General features: G+C 67.3%; 18 protein-coding genes and 1 pseudogene. 6 read left to right on the top strand and 13 right to left on the bottom strand.

Annotation, left to right across the window (positions count from 1 at the left end; genetic code table 11):
- Window positions 1–106: 106 nt before the first annotated feature.
- Together ACLJQ7_RS33415 and ACLJQ7_RS33410 are read left to right on the top strand one after the other, a co-directional pair.
- On the top strand, window positions 107–361 hold the full coding sequence (locus ACLJQ7_RS33415) for a hypothetical protein (protein ID WP_410652143.1): 255 nt from the start codon (window positions 107–109) through the stop codon (window positions 359–361).
- Between the two features lie 53 nt (window positions 362–414).
- Entirely contained in the window at window positions 415–903 is a 489-nt protein-coding gene (locus ACLJQ7_RS33410; RefSeq protein ID WP_410652142.1) for a sugar-binding domain-containing protein, read from the top strand.
- A gap of 34 nt (window positions 904–937) precedes the next feature.
- Here ACLJQ7_RS33410 and ACLJQ7_RS33405 read toward each other — a convergent pair.
- From ACLJQ7_RS33405 to ACLJQ7_RS33395, 3 genes and pseudogenes are all read right to left on the bottom strand, one after another.
- A pseudogene (locus ACLJQ7_RS33405) lies at window positions 938–1422 on the bottom strand (glutathione peroxidase).
- A 13-nt stretch (window positions 1423–1435) separates the two neighbouring features.
- Window positions 1436–2947 (bottom strand): 1,4-alpha-glucan branching protein domain-containing protein, encoded by a 1512-nt coding sequence (locus ACLJQ7_RS33400; protein WP_410652141.1) that lies wholly within the window; start codon window positions 2945–2947, stop codon window positions 1436–1438.
- The gene (locus tag ACLJQ7_RS33395; RefSeq protein ID WP_410652140.1) at window positions 2940–3701 is read right to left on the bottom strand and encodes a methyltransferase domain-containing protein; all 762 of its coding nucleotides are present in this window, start codon (window positions 3699–3701) and stop codon (window positions 2940–2942) included. Before ACLJQ7_RS33395 ends, ACLJQ7_RS33400 begins: the two co-directional genes overlap by 8 nt.
- A gap of 86 nt (window positions 3702–3787) precedes the next feature.
- On the opposite strand from ACLJQ7_RS33395, the gene ACLJQ7_RS33390 reads away from it, so the two are divergent.
- Together ACLJQ7_RS33390 and ACLJQ7_RS33385 are read left to right on the top strand one after the other, a co-directional pair.
- Entirely contained in the window at window positions 3788–4717 is a 930-nt protein-coding gene (locus ACLJQ7_RS33390) for a tyrosine-type recombinase/integrase (protein ID WP_410652139.1), read from the top strand.
- Window positions 4718–4756: 39 nt separating this feature from the next.
- On the top strand, window positions 4757–5020 hold the full coding sequence (locus tag ACLJQ7_RS33385; protein ID WP_410652138.1) for a hypothetical protein: 264 nt from the start codon (window positions 4757–4759) through the stop codon (window positions 5018–5020).
- Between the two features lie 335 nt (window positions 5021–5355).
- Here the strand turns inward: ACLJQ7_RS33385 and ACLJQ7_RS33380 are convergent, their stop codons facing one another.
- The 6 genes from ACLJQ7_RS33380 to ACLJQ7_RS33355 form a co-directional block, all read right to left on the bottom strand.
- Complete coding sequence (locus tag ACLJQ7_RS33380) at window positions 5356–5700, bottom strand: helix-turn-helix domain-containing protein (RefSeq protein ID WP_410652137.1); 345 nt, start codon at window positions 5698–5700, stop codon at window positions 5356–5358.
- Complete coding sequence (locus tag ACLJQ7_RS33375) at window positions 5697–6023, bottom strand: helix-turn-helix domain-containing protein (RefSeq protein ID WP_410652136.1); 327 nt, start codon at window positions 6021–6023, stop codon at window positions 5697–5699. Before ACLJQ7_RS33375 ends, ACLJQ7_RS33380 begins: the two co-directional genes overlap by 4 nt.
- Before the next feature lie 174 nt (window positions 6024–6197).
- Window positions 6198–6440, bottom strand: coding sequence for a hypothetical protein (locus ACLJQ7_RS33370; protein WP_410652135.1), 243 nt, complete (start codon window positions 6438–6440; stop codon window positions 6198–6200).
- A 5-nt stretch (window positions 6441–6445) separates the two neighbouring features.
- Entirely contained in the window at window positions 6446–6754 is a 309-nt protein-coding gene (locus ACLJQ7_RS33365) for a hypothetical protein (RefSeq protein WP_410652134.1), read from the bottom strand.
- Entirely contained in the window at window positions 6751–6957 is a 207-nt protein-coding gene (locus tag ACLJQ7_RS33360) for a hypothetical protein (protein ID WP_410652133.1), read from the bottom strand. The genes ACLJQ7_RS33365 and ACLJQ7_RS33360 overlap by 4 nt, the downstream gene beginning before the upstream one ends.
- A complete protein-coding gene (locus ACLJQ7_RS33355; RefSeq protein WP_410652132.1) occupies window positions 6954–7157 on the bottom strand; it encodes a hypothetical protein in 204 nt (67 codons plus the stop codon). Before ACLJQ7_RS33355 ends, ACLJQ7_RS33360 begins: the two co-directional genes overlap by 4 nt.
- Before the next feature lie 248 nt (window positions 7158–7405).
- Between ACLJQ7_RS33355 and ACLJQ7_RS33350 the strand changes: the two genes are divergently transcribed.
- Window positions 7406–8314 carry a helix-turn-helix domain-containing protein gene (locus ACLJQ7_RS33350; RefSeq protein WP_410652131.1) on the top strand — a complete coding sequence of 303 codons (909 nt, stop codon included), beginning with the start codon at window positions 7406–7408 and terminating at the stop codon, window positions 8312–8314.
- Window positions 8311–8517: a DUF397 domain-containing protein gene (locus ACLJQ7_RS33345; protein WP_410652130.1), complete on the top strand. Its 207-nt coding sequence runs from the start codon at window positions 8311–8313 to the stop codon at window positions 8515–8517. Before ACLJQ7_RS33350 ends, ACLJQ7_RS33345 begins: the two co-directional genes overlap by 4 nt.
- On the opposite strand, the gene ACLJQ7_RS33340 is transcribed toward ACLJQ7_RS33345, so the two are convergent.
- From ACLJQ7_RS33340 to ACLJQ7_RS33325, 4 genes are read right to left on the bottom strand one after another with little or no spacing between them, the layout of a single operon-like run.
- Window positions 8518–9072, bottom strand: a complete 555-nt coding sequence (locus tag ACLJQ7_RS33340; RefSeq protein WP_410652129.1) for a hypothetical protein — start codon at window positions 9070–9072, stop codon at window positions 8518–8520.
- Between the two features lie 11 nt (window positions 9073–9083).
- A complete protein-coding gene (locus tag ACLJQ7_RS33335) occupies window positions 9084–11558 on the bottom strand; it encodes a hypothetical protein (protein WP_410652128.1) in 2475 nt (824 codons plus the stop codon).
- A complete protein-coding gene (locus ACLJQ7_RS33330; RefSeq protein WP_410652127.1) occupies window positions 11558–12316 on the bottom strand; it encodes a hypothetical protein in 759 nt (252 codons plus the stop codon). The genes ACLJQ7_RS33335 and ACLJQ7_RS33330 overlap by 1 nt, the downstream gene beginning before the upstream one ends.
- 4 nt (window positions 12317–12320) lie before the next feature.
- Window positions 12321–16118, bottom strand: coding sequence for a hypothetical protein (locus ACLJQ7_RS33325; protein ID WP_410652126.1), 3798 nt, complete (start codon window positions 16116–16118; stop codon window positions 12321–12323).
- Between the last annotated feature and the right edge of the window lie 141 nt (window positions 16119–16259).

Raw genomic sequence — 16259 nt, 5'->3', positions numbered from 1 at the left:
GTGGAGGTTACTCGTGAGTCGGTCGTCACCGGGACGGGGCGATCACCCCTTCCGGTGAACCCGATCGAGAGCGACAGGAACGGCGATCTTTGCCACCATCGGGTCGATGACGTCCTCGGTGAACGCGGCCGGACCGGCCTTCGAACCCGTCGAACCGGTGCTCTCGACGCCGTGGTCCGCGCAGGTCGGGCCCGGCAACGCGCTACCGGAGTACCCGCGTCTGAGGCTGGTCCGCGAACGCTGGCTGAACCTCGACGGCGTCTCGGAGTACGCGGGCAGCGGCGCGCCCGGCCGGCACGGCTACGGCGAGCGGATCCTGGTGCCGTTCCCGCCGGAGTCGGCGCTCTCCGGGATCGGATGACGCGACGAAACTCTCTGGTGCCGCAAGGTTTTCGAGGCTGGGACGGTCACCGCGTGCTGCTCCACTTCGGCGCCGTCGACCAGTCCGCAGAGGTCTGGGTGAACAACGAAAAGGTGGCCGCCCACGAAGGCGGGTACATGGCCTTCAGCGCGGACAGCACCGAGGTGCTGCGCCCGTCGGGATCGCAGGAACTGACCGTCCGCGCGACGGACCGCACCGACGCTTCGACCCATCCCGTCGGCAAGCAGCGAACGATCGTCCACACCGCCACGTCGGGGATCTGGCAGACCCTCTGGCTGGAGCCCGTGCCGTCCGAGCAAGTCCAGGATCTCCAGGTGACGCCAGACCTCGAAAGGGTGACGGTTGTGCCCAAGGTCACAGGCCGCGCTCGCGTGGAGCTGATCGTGAGCGAGCCCGATGGCCCGGAAGTGGCACGCGTCGCGGGAGAGGCGGGACGGCAGTTGCGCGCGGAAGTGCCTCGACCGTCGCCACCCGCAACCGCGCGGTCATCGAGGCGGGTCAGTCCGGCTGAGGGTTTGTGATCGAGCGACCGGCCATCGCGTGAGCGGTGGGTAATCAGCCGATCGCGGCGTCGATCGCCTTGGTGATCACTTCGTCCTCGGGTTCGGTGCGCGGGCGGAATCGACCCACCACTTCACCGGAGGGGGCGACGAGGAACTTCTCGAAATTCCACTGCACGTCGCCGGCGGCGCCTTCCGCGTCGGCCGCCTTGGTCAGTTCGGCATAGAGCGGGTGCCGGGTTTCGCCGTTCACGTCCAGCTTTTCGAACAGCGGGAACGAAACGCCGTACGTCGTCGAGCAGAAGGTCTGGACTCCTCGGCGGTGCCCGGCTCCTGCCCGGCGAACTGGTTGCACGGGAACCCGACGACGGAGAAACCCTTGTCCGCGTACCGTTCCTGCAGCTTCTCCAGCCCGGTGTACTGCGGCGTCAGCCCGCATTTCGACGCCACGTTCACCACCAGCAGCGTCTTGCCCTCGAGCGCGCCGAGCGTCGTGTCCTCGCCCGCGAGCGTCTTCAGCGGGATGTCGTGGATGCCCATGATTGCCCTTTCGTCATTTCCTCAGCAGGTCACGCGCGTCGACGTGGCCGAAGGGGCCGTCGTCGCGCCGGAACGCGGCCGCGGTCTCCCGCGCGCGGTCGAGCGCTCCCTCGCGGAGCAGTCCGGCGAGCGTGTCGAACCGGTCGGTGTGCACCTTCGCCCGCCGCCGCGCGTAGTCGGCGGCGGAATCCTTGGTGACCATGAACGCCCAGTCGCTCGAAAGCGCCAGCATCGCCTCGGCGACGGCTTGATCGCGGACGGCGTCACGCGTGGTGGTGTCCATCCCGGTGACCAGGTCGAGCATCCGGTGCTGCAGCGCGGTGTTGTCCCGCACCATGTCGGCGACCTGCTCGCCGTCCCAGACCCGCCAGTCCTTGCCCGAGCCCCACGACGACGCCGGGAGGTCGACCTTCCCGCCGAGGTGACCCGCTTCGAGCGCGCCCTTGAGCGTGGTGACGCGGACACCCGCCTCGGGCAGGGCGCGCAGGACACCTTCGAGCCAGGCCGGGCCCTCGTGCCACCAGTGCCCGAACAGTTCCGTGTCGTATGCGGCGACGACGAGCGATTCGCGACCGTGCTCGGCCTTGAGCGAGCGCAGGCGGGCGACGACGGTGTCGACGAAGTCCTGGACGTGGCCGCCGAGGGTGGCCGTCGCCATCGCCGGGTCGTACGGCGCCTTGTCCGGCGGCTCGACGGCCTTGCCGGTCACCCGCGACGGTTTGAGGCCGACTTCGTGCGCCCAGGTGTGGAAATCGCGGTACGCGGCGTGGCCGGGGTAGCCGGCCTTCGGCGACCAGACGCGGTACGTGACTTCGAGGTCGCGGCCGAAGCAGACGACGTCGGAATCGCCGACGGTCCGTGCCGCCGACGTGTCGCCGTGCAGGGAGGGACCGTCGACCATGAACCGCTGGACACCCGCGGCGGCGTACCCGGCTTCCATTCCGGGCGCGTAGCCGCATTCCGGCGCCCAAATGCCTTCGGGACGTCGTCCGATCCGCAACGCGGTGTCGGCCAGCCCGCCGCGCAGCATGAATTCGCGGACCGCCGGGTCGAGCAGCGGCTGGAACGGATGTGCCAGCGGGCCGCCGAGCAGTTCGATCGTCCCGTTGTCCACAAAGGACCGGAGGATCGGCGAGAAACCGTGACGCCAGCGTGTTTCGAGTTCTTCCGATGCTTTCAGTGCCGTCCGGTACTCGCTCGCCGCGAGGTCGCGCAGCAGCGGGTCGCCGCGCCAGAGCGTGGACGCGTGCCAGGCGCGCAGCTGCCAATGCCCGAGCCAGTCGTGGAAGGCGTCGATGCAGTACGGGTCGTCGAGCTGGGCGGCGAGGATCGGGGTCATGCCGAGGGTGAGGACGTCTTCGCGGCCCTCGTCGGCGAAGCGGCGCAGGAGGTCGACCATCGGCAGGTAGGAATGCGCCCACGCCTGGTAGAGCCATTCTTCGCCGACCGGCCAGGATCCGTGGTGCGGCAGCCACGGCAGATGGCTGTGCACGACGAGGCAGAACGTGCCCTCGTACTCACTCATCGCCACACCGCCGCACCGCCACGGCCACCAGGTCGAGGCTGGCGTCGAGGTTCTCACCGTGGACGGCGAAATCCGCGGCCTGGATGGCTTCGACATCGGCGAGCAGTTCCGCCGGCCAGGTCGCCTGCCCCGGCAGCTGCCCCATGACGACGTCGAGCTGCGCGTCGATGATCGAGCCGCCGTACTTGGCGTCGAGCTTCGCGACACCCTCGCCGTGGTGGAGACCGTGCAGCGTCTCGACCTCGAAACCGGCCTCGCGCAACAGTTCGTCCAATTCGGACGGTGCGAGTTCCCTGGTGTGGAACGGGTTGAGCGGGGTGTCGCTGTCCGGGGTGAAGGTCAGCCGGTTGGGCGTGGTGACGATCAGCCGTCCGCCGGGGGAAAGCACGCGGCGGCATTCGGCGAGGAAGGCGCCCTGGTCCCAGAGGTGCTCGATCACCTGGAAGTTGGCGACGACGTCGACCGAGGCGTCCCGCAGCGGCAGGAACACCAGATTCGCCCTGGCAACGCCGATGCCGGGGTAGCGGCGGGCGACGTGTTCGGTGGTGGGGACGTCGTAGTCGAGCGCGAGCACCCGCTCCGCGACCGTGGCGATGAGCCCGGCGCCGTAGCCCTCGCCACACCCGGCCTCCAGGACGGTCTTGCCTTCGCACAGGGGCAGGAGCTTGTGATACGCGGCCTCGTGGCGGCGGTACCAGTAGTTCTCCTCGCTCACACCCGGGACCGTTCGTTCGCCGGTCAGGTGCAGATACATGCTCCGACCTGCGGTTTCGGGTGACACGTGCGCGATCTCCTGAGGGCTCGATGTTCCGTACAGCGTTCCTTCTGGAGGAAACTACCGTGTCCAATGAACTGACCGAATGGCGCGACGAGTGGGCTACAGCACTAAGCGGGGGCGCCGTCTCCGGCGAGACCGTGGAGCTCTACCTTCGAGGCGTTGACCAGTTCCTCCGCTGGTTGGGTGAAGCGCACCCCGACGTCACGGAGCTGGAGACGGTCAAGCGCAAGCACGGCGACGAGTGGCTCGCCTACTTGATCAATGAGCGCAAGTTCGCGCCAGCCACCCGACGGGTTCGGCTTCTCTCTATCCGCTTCTGGTTTGACTACATCGTCGACGAGCACGACAGCCCTATTGTTGTCAACCCTTTCGCGAAGATTTCTCTCCCTGTCCCGAACGAAAAGCCCGTCCCCGTCATCCCCGACGAAGAACTACGCGCCTTGCTCAAGACTGCTGCCGGGCGCGACTTCATCAGCCTTCGCGACACCGCGATCATCCGGTTACTGCTTGACACGGGTGCACGGCGCGGCGAGGTCGTCGACATTGACCTAAACGACGTCGACCTCGAACGTCAGGAGATCACTGTCACAGGCAAAGGCCGGAAGACGCGAATCGTCCCCATCTCCGCAAGTACTGCCCTGGCGTTGCGGAAGTACCTCCGTGCACGCGCCAAACGGCCGGCCGCGACCTCGCGACCGCTGTTCCTGTCCATCCGGCCTCACGCGACGGGTGCTTCTCGGCTGACTGGGGGCGGCATCGGAGAGATGATTTCCCGCCGGTGTGTCGAGGCTGGCCTCGGGCACCGATGGCCGCACCAATTCAGGCACACGTGGGCGCACGATCTCCTGGATAACAACGCGGCCGAGCAGGTTGTCGAACGGCTCGGAGGATGGTCGCCGGGTTCGAAGATGGTCAAGCGGTACGGGTCGAGTATGGCGGACGCTCGTGCCCGCCGGAAGTCGAAGGAACTGGCGCGAGGGGACCGCGTCTAAGCGCTGTGCGCGTGACACCGGGCCTGTGACCTCTGCTGCATGACCCCGGAGCAAAAGACCACCCAGACCCGAGCCGCCGCGCACCGGTCGTGGGCGAGAACCCCCGACCGGTCGCGGCGCACCGCGCCCGCTCGAACGGCCGCCGAGGCGCGGTTCGAACACGAGGTCGACCCGGACGGCGTCATGCCGCCGCGAGCCCGCGCCATGGCCGCCGAGAGCGCCAGGAAAGCGTACTTCGGTGAGCTCGCTCAAAAGAGCGTCGCCGCGCGCGCAAGGAAGAGGAAGGCAGCATCGGGCGGTTAGGGGGCGGTCTACTCCGGCGGCGGCTCGACGCCTGAACCGTCGCATCGCGGGCAAATTTCGGAGCGGCGGGTCACTTGGCCGGACGCGTTGCGGCGGGAAACCCAGATCTTCCTTTGGCCGTGGCAGGTCGAGCAAGCAGGACGCTGGTCGGGTGCATCGTTCATCCCCGGCCCCTACTCCCGAGCGTGGTGCGGTCGGCGCGTGCGCGCTCGGGGTAGGCGCGCGCACCGTGTGTTGCCTGAAAGCGCTTCCAACCGGGCCCCGACTGTCCGGAGTGAACAGTCCATATTGCCCGGTCCTGATGGCCGCCGCTCCCTTTTTGCCAGCAAATAACCTTAGGTGTTAGATGTTCGGTCATCGCGCGTGATTCGGGTTCCGGCCGGTCGTCCACCGCGCCCGCGGAGCTCGACCCCCGCCTCCAGCAGCAGTCGGCGCGTCACGCCATACGACAGCCCGTATGGCTTCCCCACCTCGACGATAGTTGCCCCGTTCTCGTATGCGGCTACCATCTTCGGTGTCGCCGCCGCCTTTGCCGGACCGACGTTCCGGAGCGTGGTACCTGCCTCCAGTAGGAGCGTCTGCACGCGGTGGCGGGTCAAGTGATGTTTCGCCATGAGGTCGCGAACGGTGGCGCCGTCCTCGTACTCCCGCTTCAGCGTCACGCCGAGGTCGTCGGTCACCGCTGGCGTCCGATCTCGTAGGGGACCCTGCCCCGGCCTCGCAGCGTTACCCCGGCATGGAGCAGCATGCGGCGGGTCTGGCAGTAGCTGTGCCCGTACTTGGCGCCGATCTGTCGGATGGAGGCGCCCTGTTCGTACAGGTTGACCATGCCCGGTGGGCATTCCGGGATCAGGATCTTCGGTGGACGCAGCGTGACGCCGGCGGCGAGCACGCTGTCACGCACGTAGCGGTAGCTCCGGCCGGTCTTGGCGGCGAGTTCTTCGAGCTTGGCACCCGCCTTGTACGCCTCTGCCAGCGTTGCGGGGTCGTCGTCGTTGGGCATTTTGGTTCCCTGGTTGTTGGGCGAAACGCGAGGGCCCCGGCACGCTGGGATCGCGCCGGGGTCCTCGCTTTCATCTGGGCCGCGCACTAGGGCGGGCCCTCACCGCGTCCCGTGCGCGGTGGTCTGGAACCCCGGTCGACGCGCGGGCGAGGGGCGGGCGCGCCGACCGGGAGCTCATGGGGGAGGTTCGCCGGCGTCGGGCGAGTCCTTCGGGCGGTTGAGCTTGAGCCTTGGGCCCTTGATCACGATCCGGCCGGAGAGGTACGCCGTGCGAAGGTGCTCCAGGTATTCCGCGTCAAGCTCCGGAGAACCGCCGATGGTGCGCACCCACCAGCCATCGGAGCCCACCCCGACCCCGCCGACGTAGACCTTCCCTGCCTCGACATCGGCGAGGAACTGCTCATAGCTGGACGTCACGACGGCTAACCGGCTTCGAGCTGTCGGCGAATCACCTGTCGGGGATGAGGCGTCGGCGGATATCTCGGGGGCGCCGGTCGCGGTCCACCGGCCGCGACGTCCACCTCGTGCAGGTGCCTGCATCGACGGCACCACGGGATCGGTTGGCCAACGACCTGCCGTACGGGCTCCTGGTAGGCGACTTTCTCGACGGCGCCGCACAGCGTCTGCACCTGCTGGCCGTTGGCCGGGACACGGTCGAGGCGGGCGCGGTGGGTCTCGCCGTTGATCTCGAAAAACACGCTGTCCAGGTCGACGACGAGAATGGCGGTCATGACAGGTCCCGAGGGGCGATGCGGTCGGCCTCGTCCATGAGGCCCTGGCCGGTGTCGTGGAGCGACATCCCGATTTCGCGAACGGCCTCCGCGGCGTCGGCGTCGGAAAGACTGCCGTGCGTGACTCGGAAGACGTCGTTCGACGCGGCCGCCATGACGCTTCGGGCGCTTTGCAGCTTGATCCTGGTCTCGGTGTCGATCATGTTTCCCCCGTGGAGAGGCCATAGGCGCACTTGGTGCACAGGAACGAACGGGTTTCGGAGCGCGAGAGGTTGGCGCGGCGGCGACGTTTCTTGTCGCAGATCGGCGCGAGGTGGTCGAGCGTGCCGTCGCGGTACTCGGCGAGGATGAACGCGTGTAGCCAGCCGTCTTCGAGGTCGGTCAGCAGCGTGACCGGGCTCATGCGCGGCCCCGGCACGGGAGGGCGAGAGCGCGCCTGCTCGGCCTGCGGCGGGTGCTTTCTGGTGCATGGACGCACCAGGCGGTGAGCGAATGGGAGTGCCGCACCGAGTACTATCAGCGGCAATAGCCACGCCAAGTAGCTCATAGCCGCCTCCCATTGGTGCGTGGTGCATGTGGTGCACGTTAGCGTGCACCGTTACGCACCAGCGGCACAATGGCCCGATCGGGTGTCGGTGCTACCGTCGTCGCATGACCACGCGGCTACGTCGTTGGTGCATGGTGCGCACCAACGACGTAGCCGCGGACCCGCGGGCCCGGACACTCGCCGGTCTTCTCCGCGCCAAGCTCGACCGAGCCAAGGCCGAGGACCCGCGAATGACTCTCCGAGCCGTAGCCGAACGGCTCGGCGTCAACCACAGCACCGTGAGCCGCTGGGCGTCCGGCGCCACGGTCCCCGATGCCGAGCAAGTCGCTGGCCTGCTCGCCGTGATCGGCGTCGTCGGGCAGGAGCGCGAGGAAATCCTCGACCTCGCGCGCACCGAGACCCGCGGCCGCACATGGGTCACTCCCGGACCTACAGGCGTATCGCATCAGCTCACCGGCACCATGGAGATGGAAGCCAATGCCTCGGCCATGGTCGAGTGGTCGCCGCTCGTCGCACCCGGGCTGCTGCACACCCGCGAGACCGCACGAGCGATCATCAGCAAGGCGCCGATCGACGCAGCCACCGTCGGGCACCTCGTCACCCTGCGACTCGGCAGGCAACACGCGATCACCCGTGAAGACCCGCTGTCATACACGGCCTTCCTTGGTGTCCCTGCGATTCACGGCGGAATCGGCGGCCCTGAGGTGGCGCTCGGGCAGCTGCGGCACCTTGCACGCATGGGTGAGCGGGAGAACGTGACGATCCGGCTTGTTCCCGTCGACGGCGACTGGCACGGCGGCCTGCTCGGCTCATTCGCCCTGTATGACTTCACGGGCGGCCTGCCGTCGATCGTTGCACTCGAACATCACCGGACCGGCTCGTTCGTCGATGACCCGCAAGACGTCAACGACTACAAGTCGCTGGCAGCAGACCTCGACGGCCTCGCCTACTCCGTCGGTGAGTCACTGGACTTGATCAAGCAAGAAATCGAGCAGCGGGAGAAGTCAGCATGACCGAGCAGCGCCCACAGCGGCGCGAGTGGTTCGTCTCCAGCTACACCGGGGAACAAGGCAACTGCGTCGAGGTGTGGCTCGACTCCACAGTTCGTGTCCGGGACACGAAGGATCGCCAAGGCGGCGAGATCACTATGTCGGCATCGGCATGGCGCGGGTTGCTTGCGCACCTGGTAGCGACTATGCCGCTCGATTCCGATTGATCATGTCACGTCGTCCACGGTGAACAACCATGCATGGTTGGCCGCGTCCGCCGGGACGTTCACAGTGCCCGCGCCCGAACGGCCCGTGAACGCGATCGTGTGGACACCTGACTGGGACGCCACGAACTCCCCCTCGATCGATACCGGCGAGTTATCTCCTGCGGCCCCGCGTGACAAGTTCGGCGCGGCCTGGCCGCCCGGGATCAAGGTGCCGCCGGTGCCGACGGTCGTACCGACCGTCTGCTCCAGGCGGAAAAAGCCGTTCGTACCCGCCGTGGTGGCGTTGGCAACGAACGTCATGCGGGTCCGGTAGCGGCGCCCCGCCGATAGGTTGGGCTGCAACCACGCGCCTACAGCTTCGCTGGTCCCAAACGACATGTTTGAACCGGTGGCAGCGGACGCCGCCGACGCGACGCGCCGGCTGGCCCCGGCTTCAAGGCTCGCGGCCCGATTGTCGAGGTCGCGGATCGCTGCACTCAGCTGTTCCATGTCGAACGCGGTGACCGGCGGCGGTCCGGCGGCCCAAGCACGCATCGGATAGTTCTGGAGAGCCATCGTCGTCCCCTTTACGCGAGAACCGTTGTAGAGCCGAGAATCGAGAGGACAGGATCGTCGAGGGTCCAGGTGTTCGGGGTGGCCGCGAGTCGCAGCGTGAGCGTGTCGAGGCTGCCGTCGGGCCCGTCCGACCGCCGGATGCCGATGATCTGGCAGTAGTACGTGGTTGACGCCGCCTCGACGAGCACGTAATCACGGAGCTGCAATCGCGGATCCGCCGTGATCGTGATCGAATCCAGAAGCGGCAACGGGTCAACGCACTGGAGCAGCGCGATATACGACAGCGCGAACGTGGTCGAGGCGTCCTGTCTCCACGGATTGTCCGGGATCTCCAGCAGTGCGGCGCCTCGGGCGGCGATCTGCGGCGGCGACTGGAGAACTTCGCGGGTGGTGGCCTTGCTGTCCATGGCGTTGCCGCCGACCGTCCAGTTCGGACTAGCGGCGCCGAGCAGTGACCCGGCATACATCGGCGTCGACGCGCCGAGGACCGACAGGTCCATACTTCGTTGGTCGTCCGCGAAAACGACGCTCGCGGACCAGGGGAACGGTGCGACCGTACCGGTCGCGTCGGCGCGGACCGAGGAAAGCTGCGTGCCGTACAGGTGCGGTTCCGCCGGCGCGGCTGAACCGTTGGTGTAGGCGACGTCGGCGTAGATACCGACGACGTCACTCATTGAGACCGTCGCATTCAGCGAGGATCCCGCTTGGAGAAAGTAGTTTTGTGCGTCGGGGTTCTGCCACACGATCTTGCGGACCTGTTTCGTGGTCGTCCACGACATCGCGATAGCGTTTCGGTACTGGTCCGACGATGGCTTTACACGAACGTTCTGCACCTCGTCGCGGGTGATGGTCCGTTTCGGAGTGGTGTCTACCCCATAGTAGGCGGGCAGGTAGCCTACTTCGGCGTTCTGGAAATGGATGCGCTTGAATTCGTCGGTGTGCAGGGTGCCGAGCTCGGCGGCGACGACCTCTTTCAAGACCTCCCATGCGCTTCGGTTCTTCACGTCGGGGAGATGGGTCAAGCCGAGGTTCTTCGATGCCGTGCGCACCGACGGCGCCGGTTTCCCTTCGAGTGCCCACATCGGGTGCTTCTGGTTCGGGTCGTAGGTGGCGGCTGTGTCCCCGGCGTAGATCTGCAAATGCTGGCAGCTGGTCACGCGGCCGCGTGCGACGATCTTATTCGAGGCGCCGGGTCGTGGCGACCTTGTTTGCATGAAACCACCGGTCTGCGAGGGCGTGCTCGTCCACGCAGTGACCACGTCATCGATCCGAAGCGTCGCCGAGATTGAATTATCGGTGATCGTGATCTGCACGGCATGGTAATGCCAACCGGCCGACGTGTTCGAAACCCAACTCCAAAAGCGAGGCCAGTCCGCATTGGGGCTACCAGAGGACGACGACTCGATAATCGTCAGCTCAGTCCTACCGTTGTTTGCAACCGTCAATCGGGCATAACCAGGGTCTTCCACGCTTGAGTCGTCCAGCACGAGAATAATCTCGGATTCATATCCGTTTCCCGGCGTCGGCGACGGGCCACCGTGGGACTCAAACCATCCCGCCATGCCGATATAGCTGGTGGGCTGCCCAGCCCCAGGAAACGGGATCTGGACTGGAGTAGCCGCCCAGCCCTCTCCGCCGGATGCGCTGCCGTTGTCGATCCAGCTGGCCCAGTTGTGGCAGGTACCGTACTTCCCCGGCTTGAATTCGGACTGGTACGTGATCGAGTGCTTACTCGGGTACGGCCCGCCGAGATACCCCACCGACGGCAGCCACGAACCGTGCAGCGTCCAATACGCGACCGCGTCCGGTCGCGGCATCGGGCCCGTGCCGCGGCCGCCAGCGCGGAGGCATTCTTCGATGACCCACTCGACGGAGATCGGATGCAGAGGTGAATACTCGCCGTTGCTGTTGGGCTCAAAGCCGAAGCTCGGACCGGGCCCGATCGCCCAGCGCGGCAAGGTGATCAACGCGCCCGCCAAGTCCTCGACGTCCCCGGCTGTGATCGTGACGGTCTGAGCCAGCTCGTCAAGCGCGATCGTGCGGAACCAGCCCTCGAACTGTTGGATTCGCTTTTCGCCGCTGTCGGTGGTGACCAGGCGCGCGTACCGCATTGGCGTGCCCTCGACCGTCAGGCCATGGATCGGGGAGCGCGGGTTGTAGCGGTCGAAAAACTCGATCGCGGTGAGCCCTTGCTCGGCGAGTTGCTGCGACCATGCGGCCTGTGTATCCGGGTCGCTGTAGCGGACACCGCCGAAGGTCACGTCGAGCTGGCTGGACGCGAAACCGGCGACGTCGTTGACCTCGATCGGCAGTCCGCCGGAGATCGGACCATCGTCGATGGTGACGCGTGTCGCGAGCCATGACATGTTGCTGTACTTGTGCGCGTACAGGCCGTCGCGCGACCAGTCCACTTCGAGCAGACCGTCGATGATCACCTCGGGGGACGCGATCGCGCGGGCAAGGTCGACGTCGTTCTCGAACTGCATCACATCTCCAGCAGGTCGAGGGTCAGGTCACGGAGCGGAAGAACCTGAATCGCCTCCGACGGGTTTCGTAGCGTCATTGCGGCGCAGTGCTCGCCATCGCCCCACGACGCACCGATCTCTGACTCGTACCGGATACACGATTCGGGGACAGTCAGCGCGCCGGCGCCCGTCTTCACGAGGTACGGCCGGACCCATACGGCGCCCGCTGGCGGCGTAACGCTGATCCCCATGCCTGACGAGTTGACGCCGTACATTGCTGTACCTGCGCGCGTGTAGAATGCGACACCGGCCGTTGCCCCGGTTGCGTTGTGGCGGAACGAAAACACGAGCCCCGGAGAGACTGGCCACCGGCCCCACACCGGGTGCCGCCACGTCAGCTCGGCGCCCGCCGCGCCACCGGACCACAAGTTCGAGAGGTCAGTTTGTGCGGCAATCGTGCCCGAGGATGGCGCCCATTGGTCCGGGCGGCCGCGGCCGAGGCTCGCCGCCGGGGGTTGGAAGTTCCGCGTAGCGGCGTCGATCACGACCACCGGGCCCGGCCCGCCGGAACGGCGGTACAGGTACCTGAGCCACCGAGCGTCCGAATCGGACAGGTTCACCCACGACGCGGACCAGCGGCGCGGCGTGTTCGGGCGCCCGGTCGTCCGGACCGCACCCGAGATCATCTCGTGTTCGACCTGGTTGTCCTTTGTGGATATGCGCAGACCGCGTAGAGGGTTGCGGACGGGGCGGATATCCCACGGGTAGCCGATGAGCACCCCGTCACCTCCTCAAGTTCTTGACCGCGCCACGCTCGGCCGTAGTCGCGATCACCCGACCGTCGGCCTCCAGGACGACAGGTCGATTCGCGACCACCGTTGCCAGGCCACGGATTTCCGCTAGCGCCTGCTGCATCTCCACCCCGATTTGTAGCGTCGCCATGGCACCCTCGGCCGCCGCCGAGGCGCCATCGCCGCCGCGCGCGGGTGAAGTCCGGCCACCGACCGAGGCCATCGTCGGCGCGGCCGGCGCCATTGCGCGGGCGTGCTCCATACCGGCCTGGTAAGCGGCGGTCGGCCCGGCGGGCACGATCATGCCGTCGGACTTCGGGACGAAGAATTCCTCGCCCTCTTCACCGACGAGATACTTCGTGCCAGCAGTGACCGGGCCGCCCTTCGCTCGGCGCGGCGCGCCCGAGTCGCCGAACGGCAGCGCAGACCCATTCGGATCGATCGTTGGCGCGGGCAGAGGCCTCGTGATCAAGTCGTAGTACCAGCGAAGGAACCGGTTAACCGAGTCGTACGCGCCTTGGGTGTTGACGCCGAAGTTCGTCGTCACGTTGCGGTCGATCTTGTCGAGATAGTTCCGCTTGTAGCTGTCGGCCTGTGCCTGCGCGTTCTGCATTCCCGGCTGACCGATGACGCTGAGAACCTGCTCGGGCGTGAGTGCGTACTTGTTCAACAGGGTTTGCATTTGCTCGGCCGAGAGCCCCATCGCTGAGGCGAGACCGCGCAGACGTCCATTCTGGTCGTCGACGACCGCGTTGGCGGCGGCCATCGCCTCGGGCACGCTCTTGCCCTGCTGAATCGCGAGATCGTAGGCGGCCTGCGCGGCGCCCGCGGTGTTCTCGGCGATGCTCTTCAGGACGTCACGGAGGCGGGAACCGTTGGCCGTGCTTGTGTCGATGCCGCCCGAGGCGTTCAGAAGCTGTTGCCCCCAGCCCTTCGACTTGTCGATGTTCGCGCCGAACAGATCGGCGAGCGTCCGCATCTGGTCGTTGATGCGCTGTACCGCGTCCTCGTACGTCGGCGACTGGCCGGCCAGCCGTTGAAGGAAGTCGATCAGCGCGGCCCCGCGCGACGCCGCGTCGCCGGTCGAGTCGGCCATCTCCTTGATGTCGTCGTCGAGGGTTTTCGTTGCACCGGAAGCGATTCCCTGCTCGTAGGTCATCTTCTTGGTGCCCTCGGCCGTTTTGTTGACCTCGTTCCACAAGCCGTTGAGTTGGCCTTCGAGGTCCGCGGCGGAGTCTGCGCCTTCGTCCGATGCGCCGATCCAGTATCCGACCTGCTGCACGACGTCGCCGACGCCGCGGTGCACCTCATACCACTTGGTTTTCTGGTCCGACAGGGCTCCGGAAATCTGCTGCTGCTTCTCCTTGTTTCCTTCATAGGCGGCGGTCAGGTCCGCGAGGCTGATCCCGTGTTCGCGAGCGACGTCGACGAGTTTCTTGTCGGTGTTGTAGGCGTCCAATGAGGACAAGTTCTTTTCAGCGAGCTTGCGCGTGTTGTCCCCGAGCACACCACCAGTGGACGCGAGTTCTTCCCGGTACGCCTTGACGCCGTCAGCCGCCCGCTTCTGGAGCTCGTTCGCGCGCTGCTGCATGTCGCCCCACACAGCAAGCGCGGTCGTTATCCCGGCGACCGCGAGGCCGAACGGCGAGAAGACCGCGCCGCCCATGCCCGCGAGCGCATTTCCGAACCGGCCGCGCGCGGAATCGGCCTCACCGATCCGGCGTTTCACCATGTCGAATTGGCCAGAGACGCCACCCATCGTGACCTTGTCGATGAGCTTGAGCGCGGCGACGAACGGGATCACCGCGCCGGCGATCCCGCCGAGTTCCCCGGCGATCGGCTTGATGATGTCGAGGAAGCCTGAGAGCATGTCGAGCACGGTCCCGAACGATCCGACCATGGCGGGTAGCCCGGTCTGCGCGACTTCGAGGATGAAGGCTTCGACCTCGCGGAGAGCGTCGCGGGTGCGGTCGAGCGCGGGCGCGGCCTCGGTTGCGGACAGGGACACGAGCCGTCCGAGCCATCCGAGGAAGTCTTGTCCGATGTCGCCGGTCGTGCGCAGCACTCGTCCGTAGGCGTCCATGCCGGGCGTGGCTTCGTCGAGGAAGTCGCCGGTACCGGCCGAGAGACGGTCGATCATGTCCGCGAGACCTTCGGCGGCCGGGCGGCCGTCGGCCATGAATTTGACCCACCTGCCGGTGAGGTCGACCGTCGCGTCCCCGATCGCGTCCAGCACCGGGACCGCGTTGTCGAACGCCTCCCACAGATCAGCTTGGAACGCGGGCGACTCCGCTAGGTCGGCGGCCTTGTCCGCGGTGTCCGACATCGCGCCACCAACGACGGTGATGCCGTGCGCGAGAACGGGTTCGAGGTCCCGCCCGGCGTCGATCAGCCGAGTAAAGCCGGGCAGGGTCTCGGCCTGCGCGGTCCGGCCGAGCCGCTCCGACCAGTCCTTCATCCCGATCAGGGTCTCGACGAACTTCCGGCCCTCGGGCGTCAGCTTCGCGAGCTCGGCCGCGTAGGTCGACGTCTTCGCGGCGGCGGCGCCTGCTGTGGCGGCCTGCTGTGCCTGCGTGTCCGCGAGCGACTGAACCGCGCGCGCGACCTGCTCGGCCCCATCCCGGGCGGTCCGGTCGGCCTGCTCCCGCGTGACCTGCTCGGCGTGGCGCGCGTCTGCGACCCGCTCGGCCGCGGCCTGCTCGGCTTCCTTCGCTGCGATCACTTGGTCGGATCCGTCGATGCCCTTCGCCATGGCGAGGTTCATCTCGGTGACGGCCTGCGCGCCTTCCTTGCGGACGCGGACAAGGCGTTCCTCGGCCTGCTCGACGTTCAGCGCGGCGCGACGCGCTTCGAGGCTGCCTTCGCCGTAGCGCGCGTTCGCCTCGTCCTGTGCCTTTTTCGATTCCTCGACGGACAGGGCGGCGTCTTCGACCGAGGTCTTGTACCCGGCGGCCCGGTCGGCGAGTTCGTCGAGCTGCCGGGCAGCATCGGCGCGCGCGGCAGTGGTGGCGCGGGTCGCGCGTTCGGCGTCCCGCTCTGCGCGCGCGACGGACCGCTCGGCGTCCTCGACGCGGCGGGCTGAATCGGCGGCCGCTTCGCCGGCGCGGCGTTTCGCGTCGGCGATCGCGTAGTTCGCGTTCCGGATCGCGATCGCGTTAGCGAGCGCCGAGGCCGCGCCGCCGGTCGCCGCGGTCTCGGCGGCTTTCTGGTCCGCCGTGTAGGCCTTGAACGATTTCGACAGGGTGGACACGAGCCCTGCCGTGATACCGGCGGCCGTGCCGACGCCGAGGATCGCAGGACCAGCACCGGCGATGAGGCCGCCGCCGAGGCCGAGCGCCGAGGCGACACCGACCGACGCGATACCGGCTTTCGCGGCCGCGCCCATCGCGGCACCAGCCCGGAACGCCCCGCCCGTGTCGGCGTCGACGCCGATCGTGAGGTTCCGGCGTCGGCTGGTCAGGGCTTCGATCGTGGCCTCGGCCTTGGCGATCTCGGCGTCGACGTCGATCCCAACCTCGCCGCGGCGGCTCTCCATCTCGCGGATGCGTGCCTGCGCGCGGGAAATGTCGGCGTCGATCTGCGCGACCGCGCCTCGGCCCGCGAACGCGGTGAGGTTTGCGCGGGCGCGGGTGAGGACCCGGTCGAGCGGCGCGGCGTCGCCGTCGATCTCCGGGGTGACGCGTTTGCCGTCGAGGCCGACCGCATCGGCACGGACTTTCTTGGACGTCGCGAAATAGGACTTCGCGTCGCCCTCGAACAGGGCGACGATCTTTCCGACGTTCAGGGCCACACGGCTACGATCCGGTCAGGGTGTCACTCTCGGCGGACGCCGAGTTCGCGGTCGAGGTCGTCGACGTCGTCGCGGCCCTGGTCCTCACGCGCGGCGAGCGAAAGCCGGGTCAGGCTTTTTGCCGACAAGCCGGACAGCCGG

Origin of the sequence: Amycolatopsis sp. cmx-4-54 (assembly GCF_046548895.1) — a bacterium.
Classification (GTDB): domain Bacteria; phylum Actinomycetota; class Actinomycetes; order Mycobacteriales; family Pseudonocardiaceae; genus Amycolatopsis.
The sequence above is the reverse complement of the archived record's forward strand: the minus strand, read 5'-3'. Positions and strand labels throughout refer to the sequence as shown.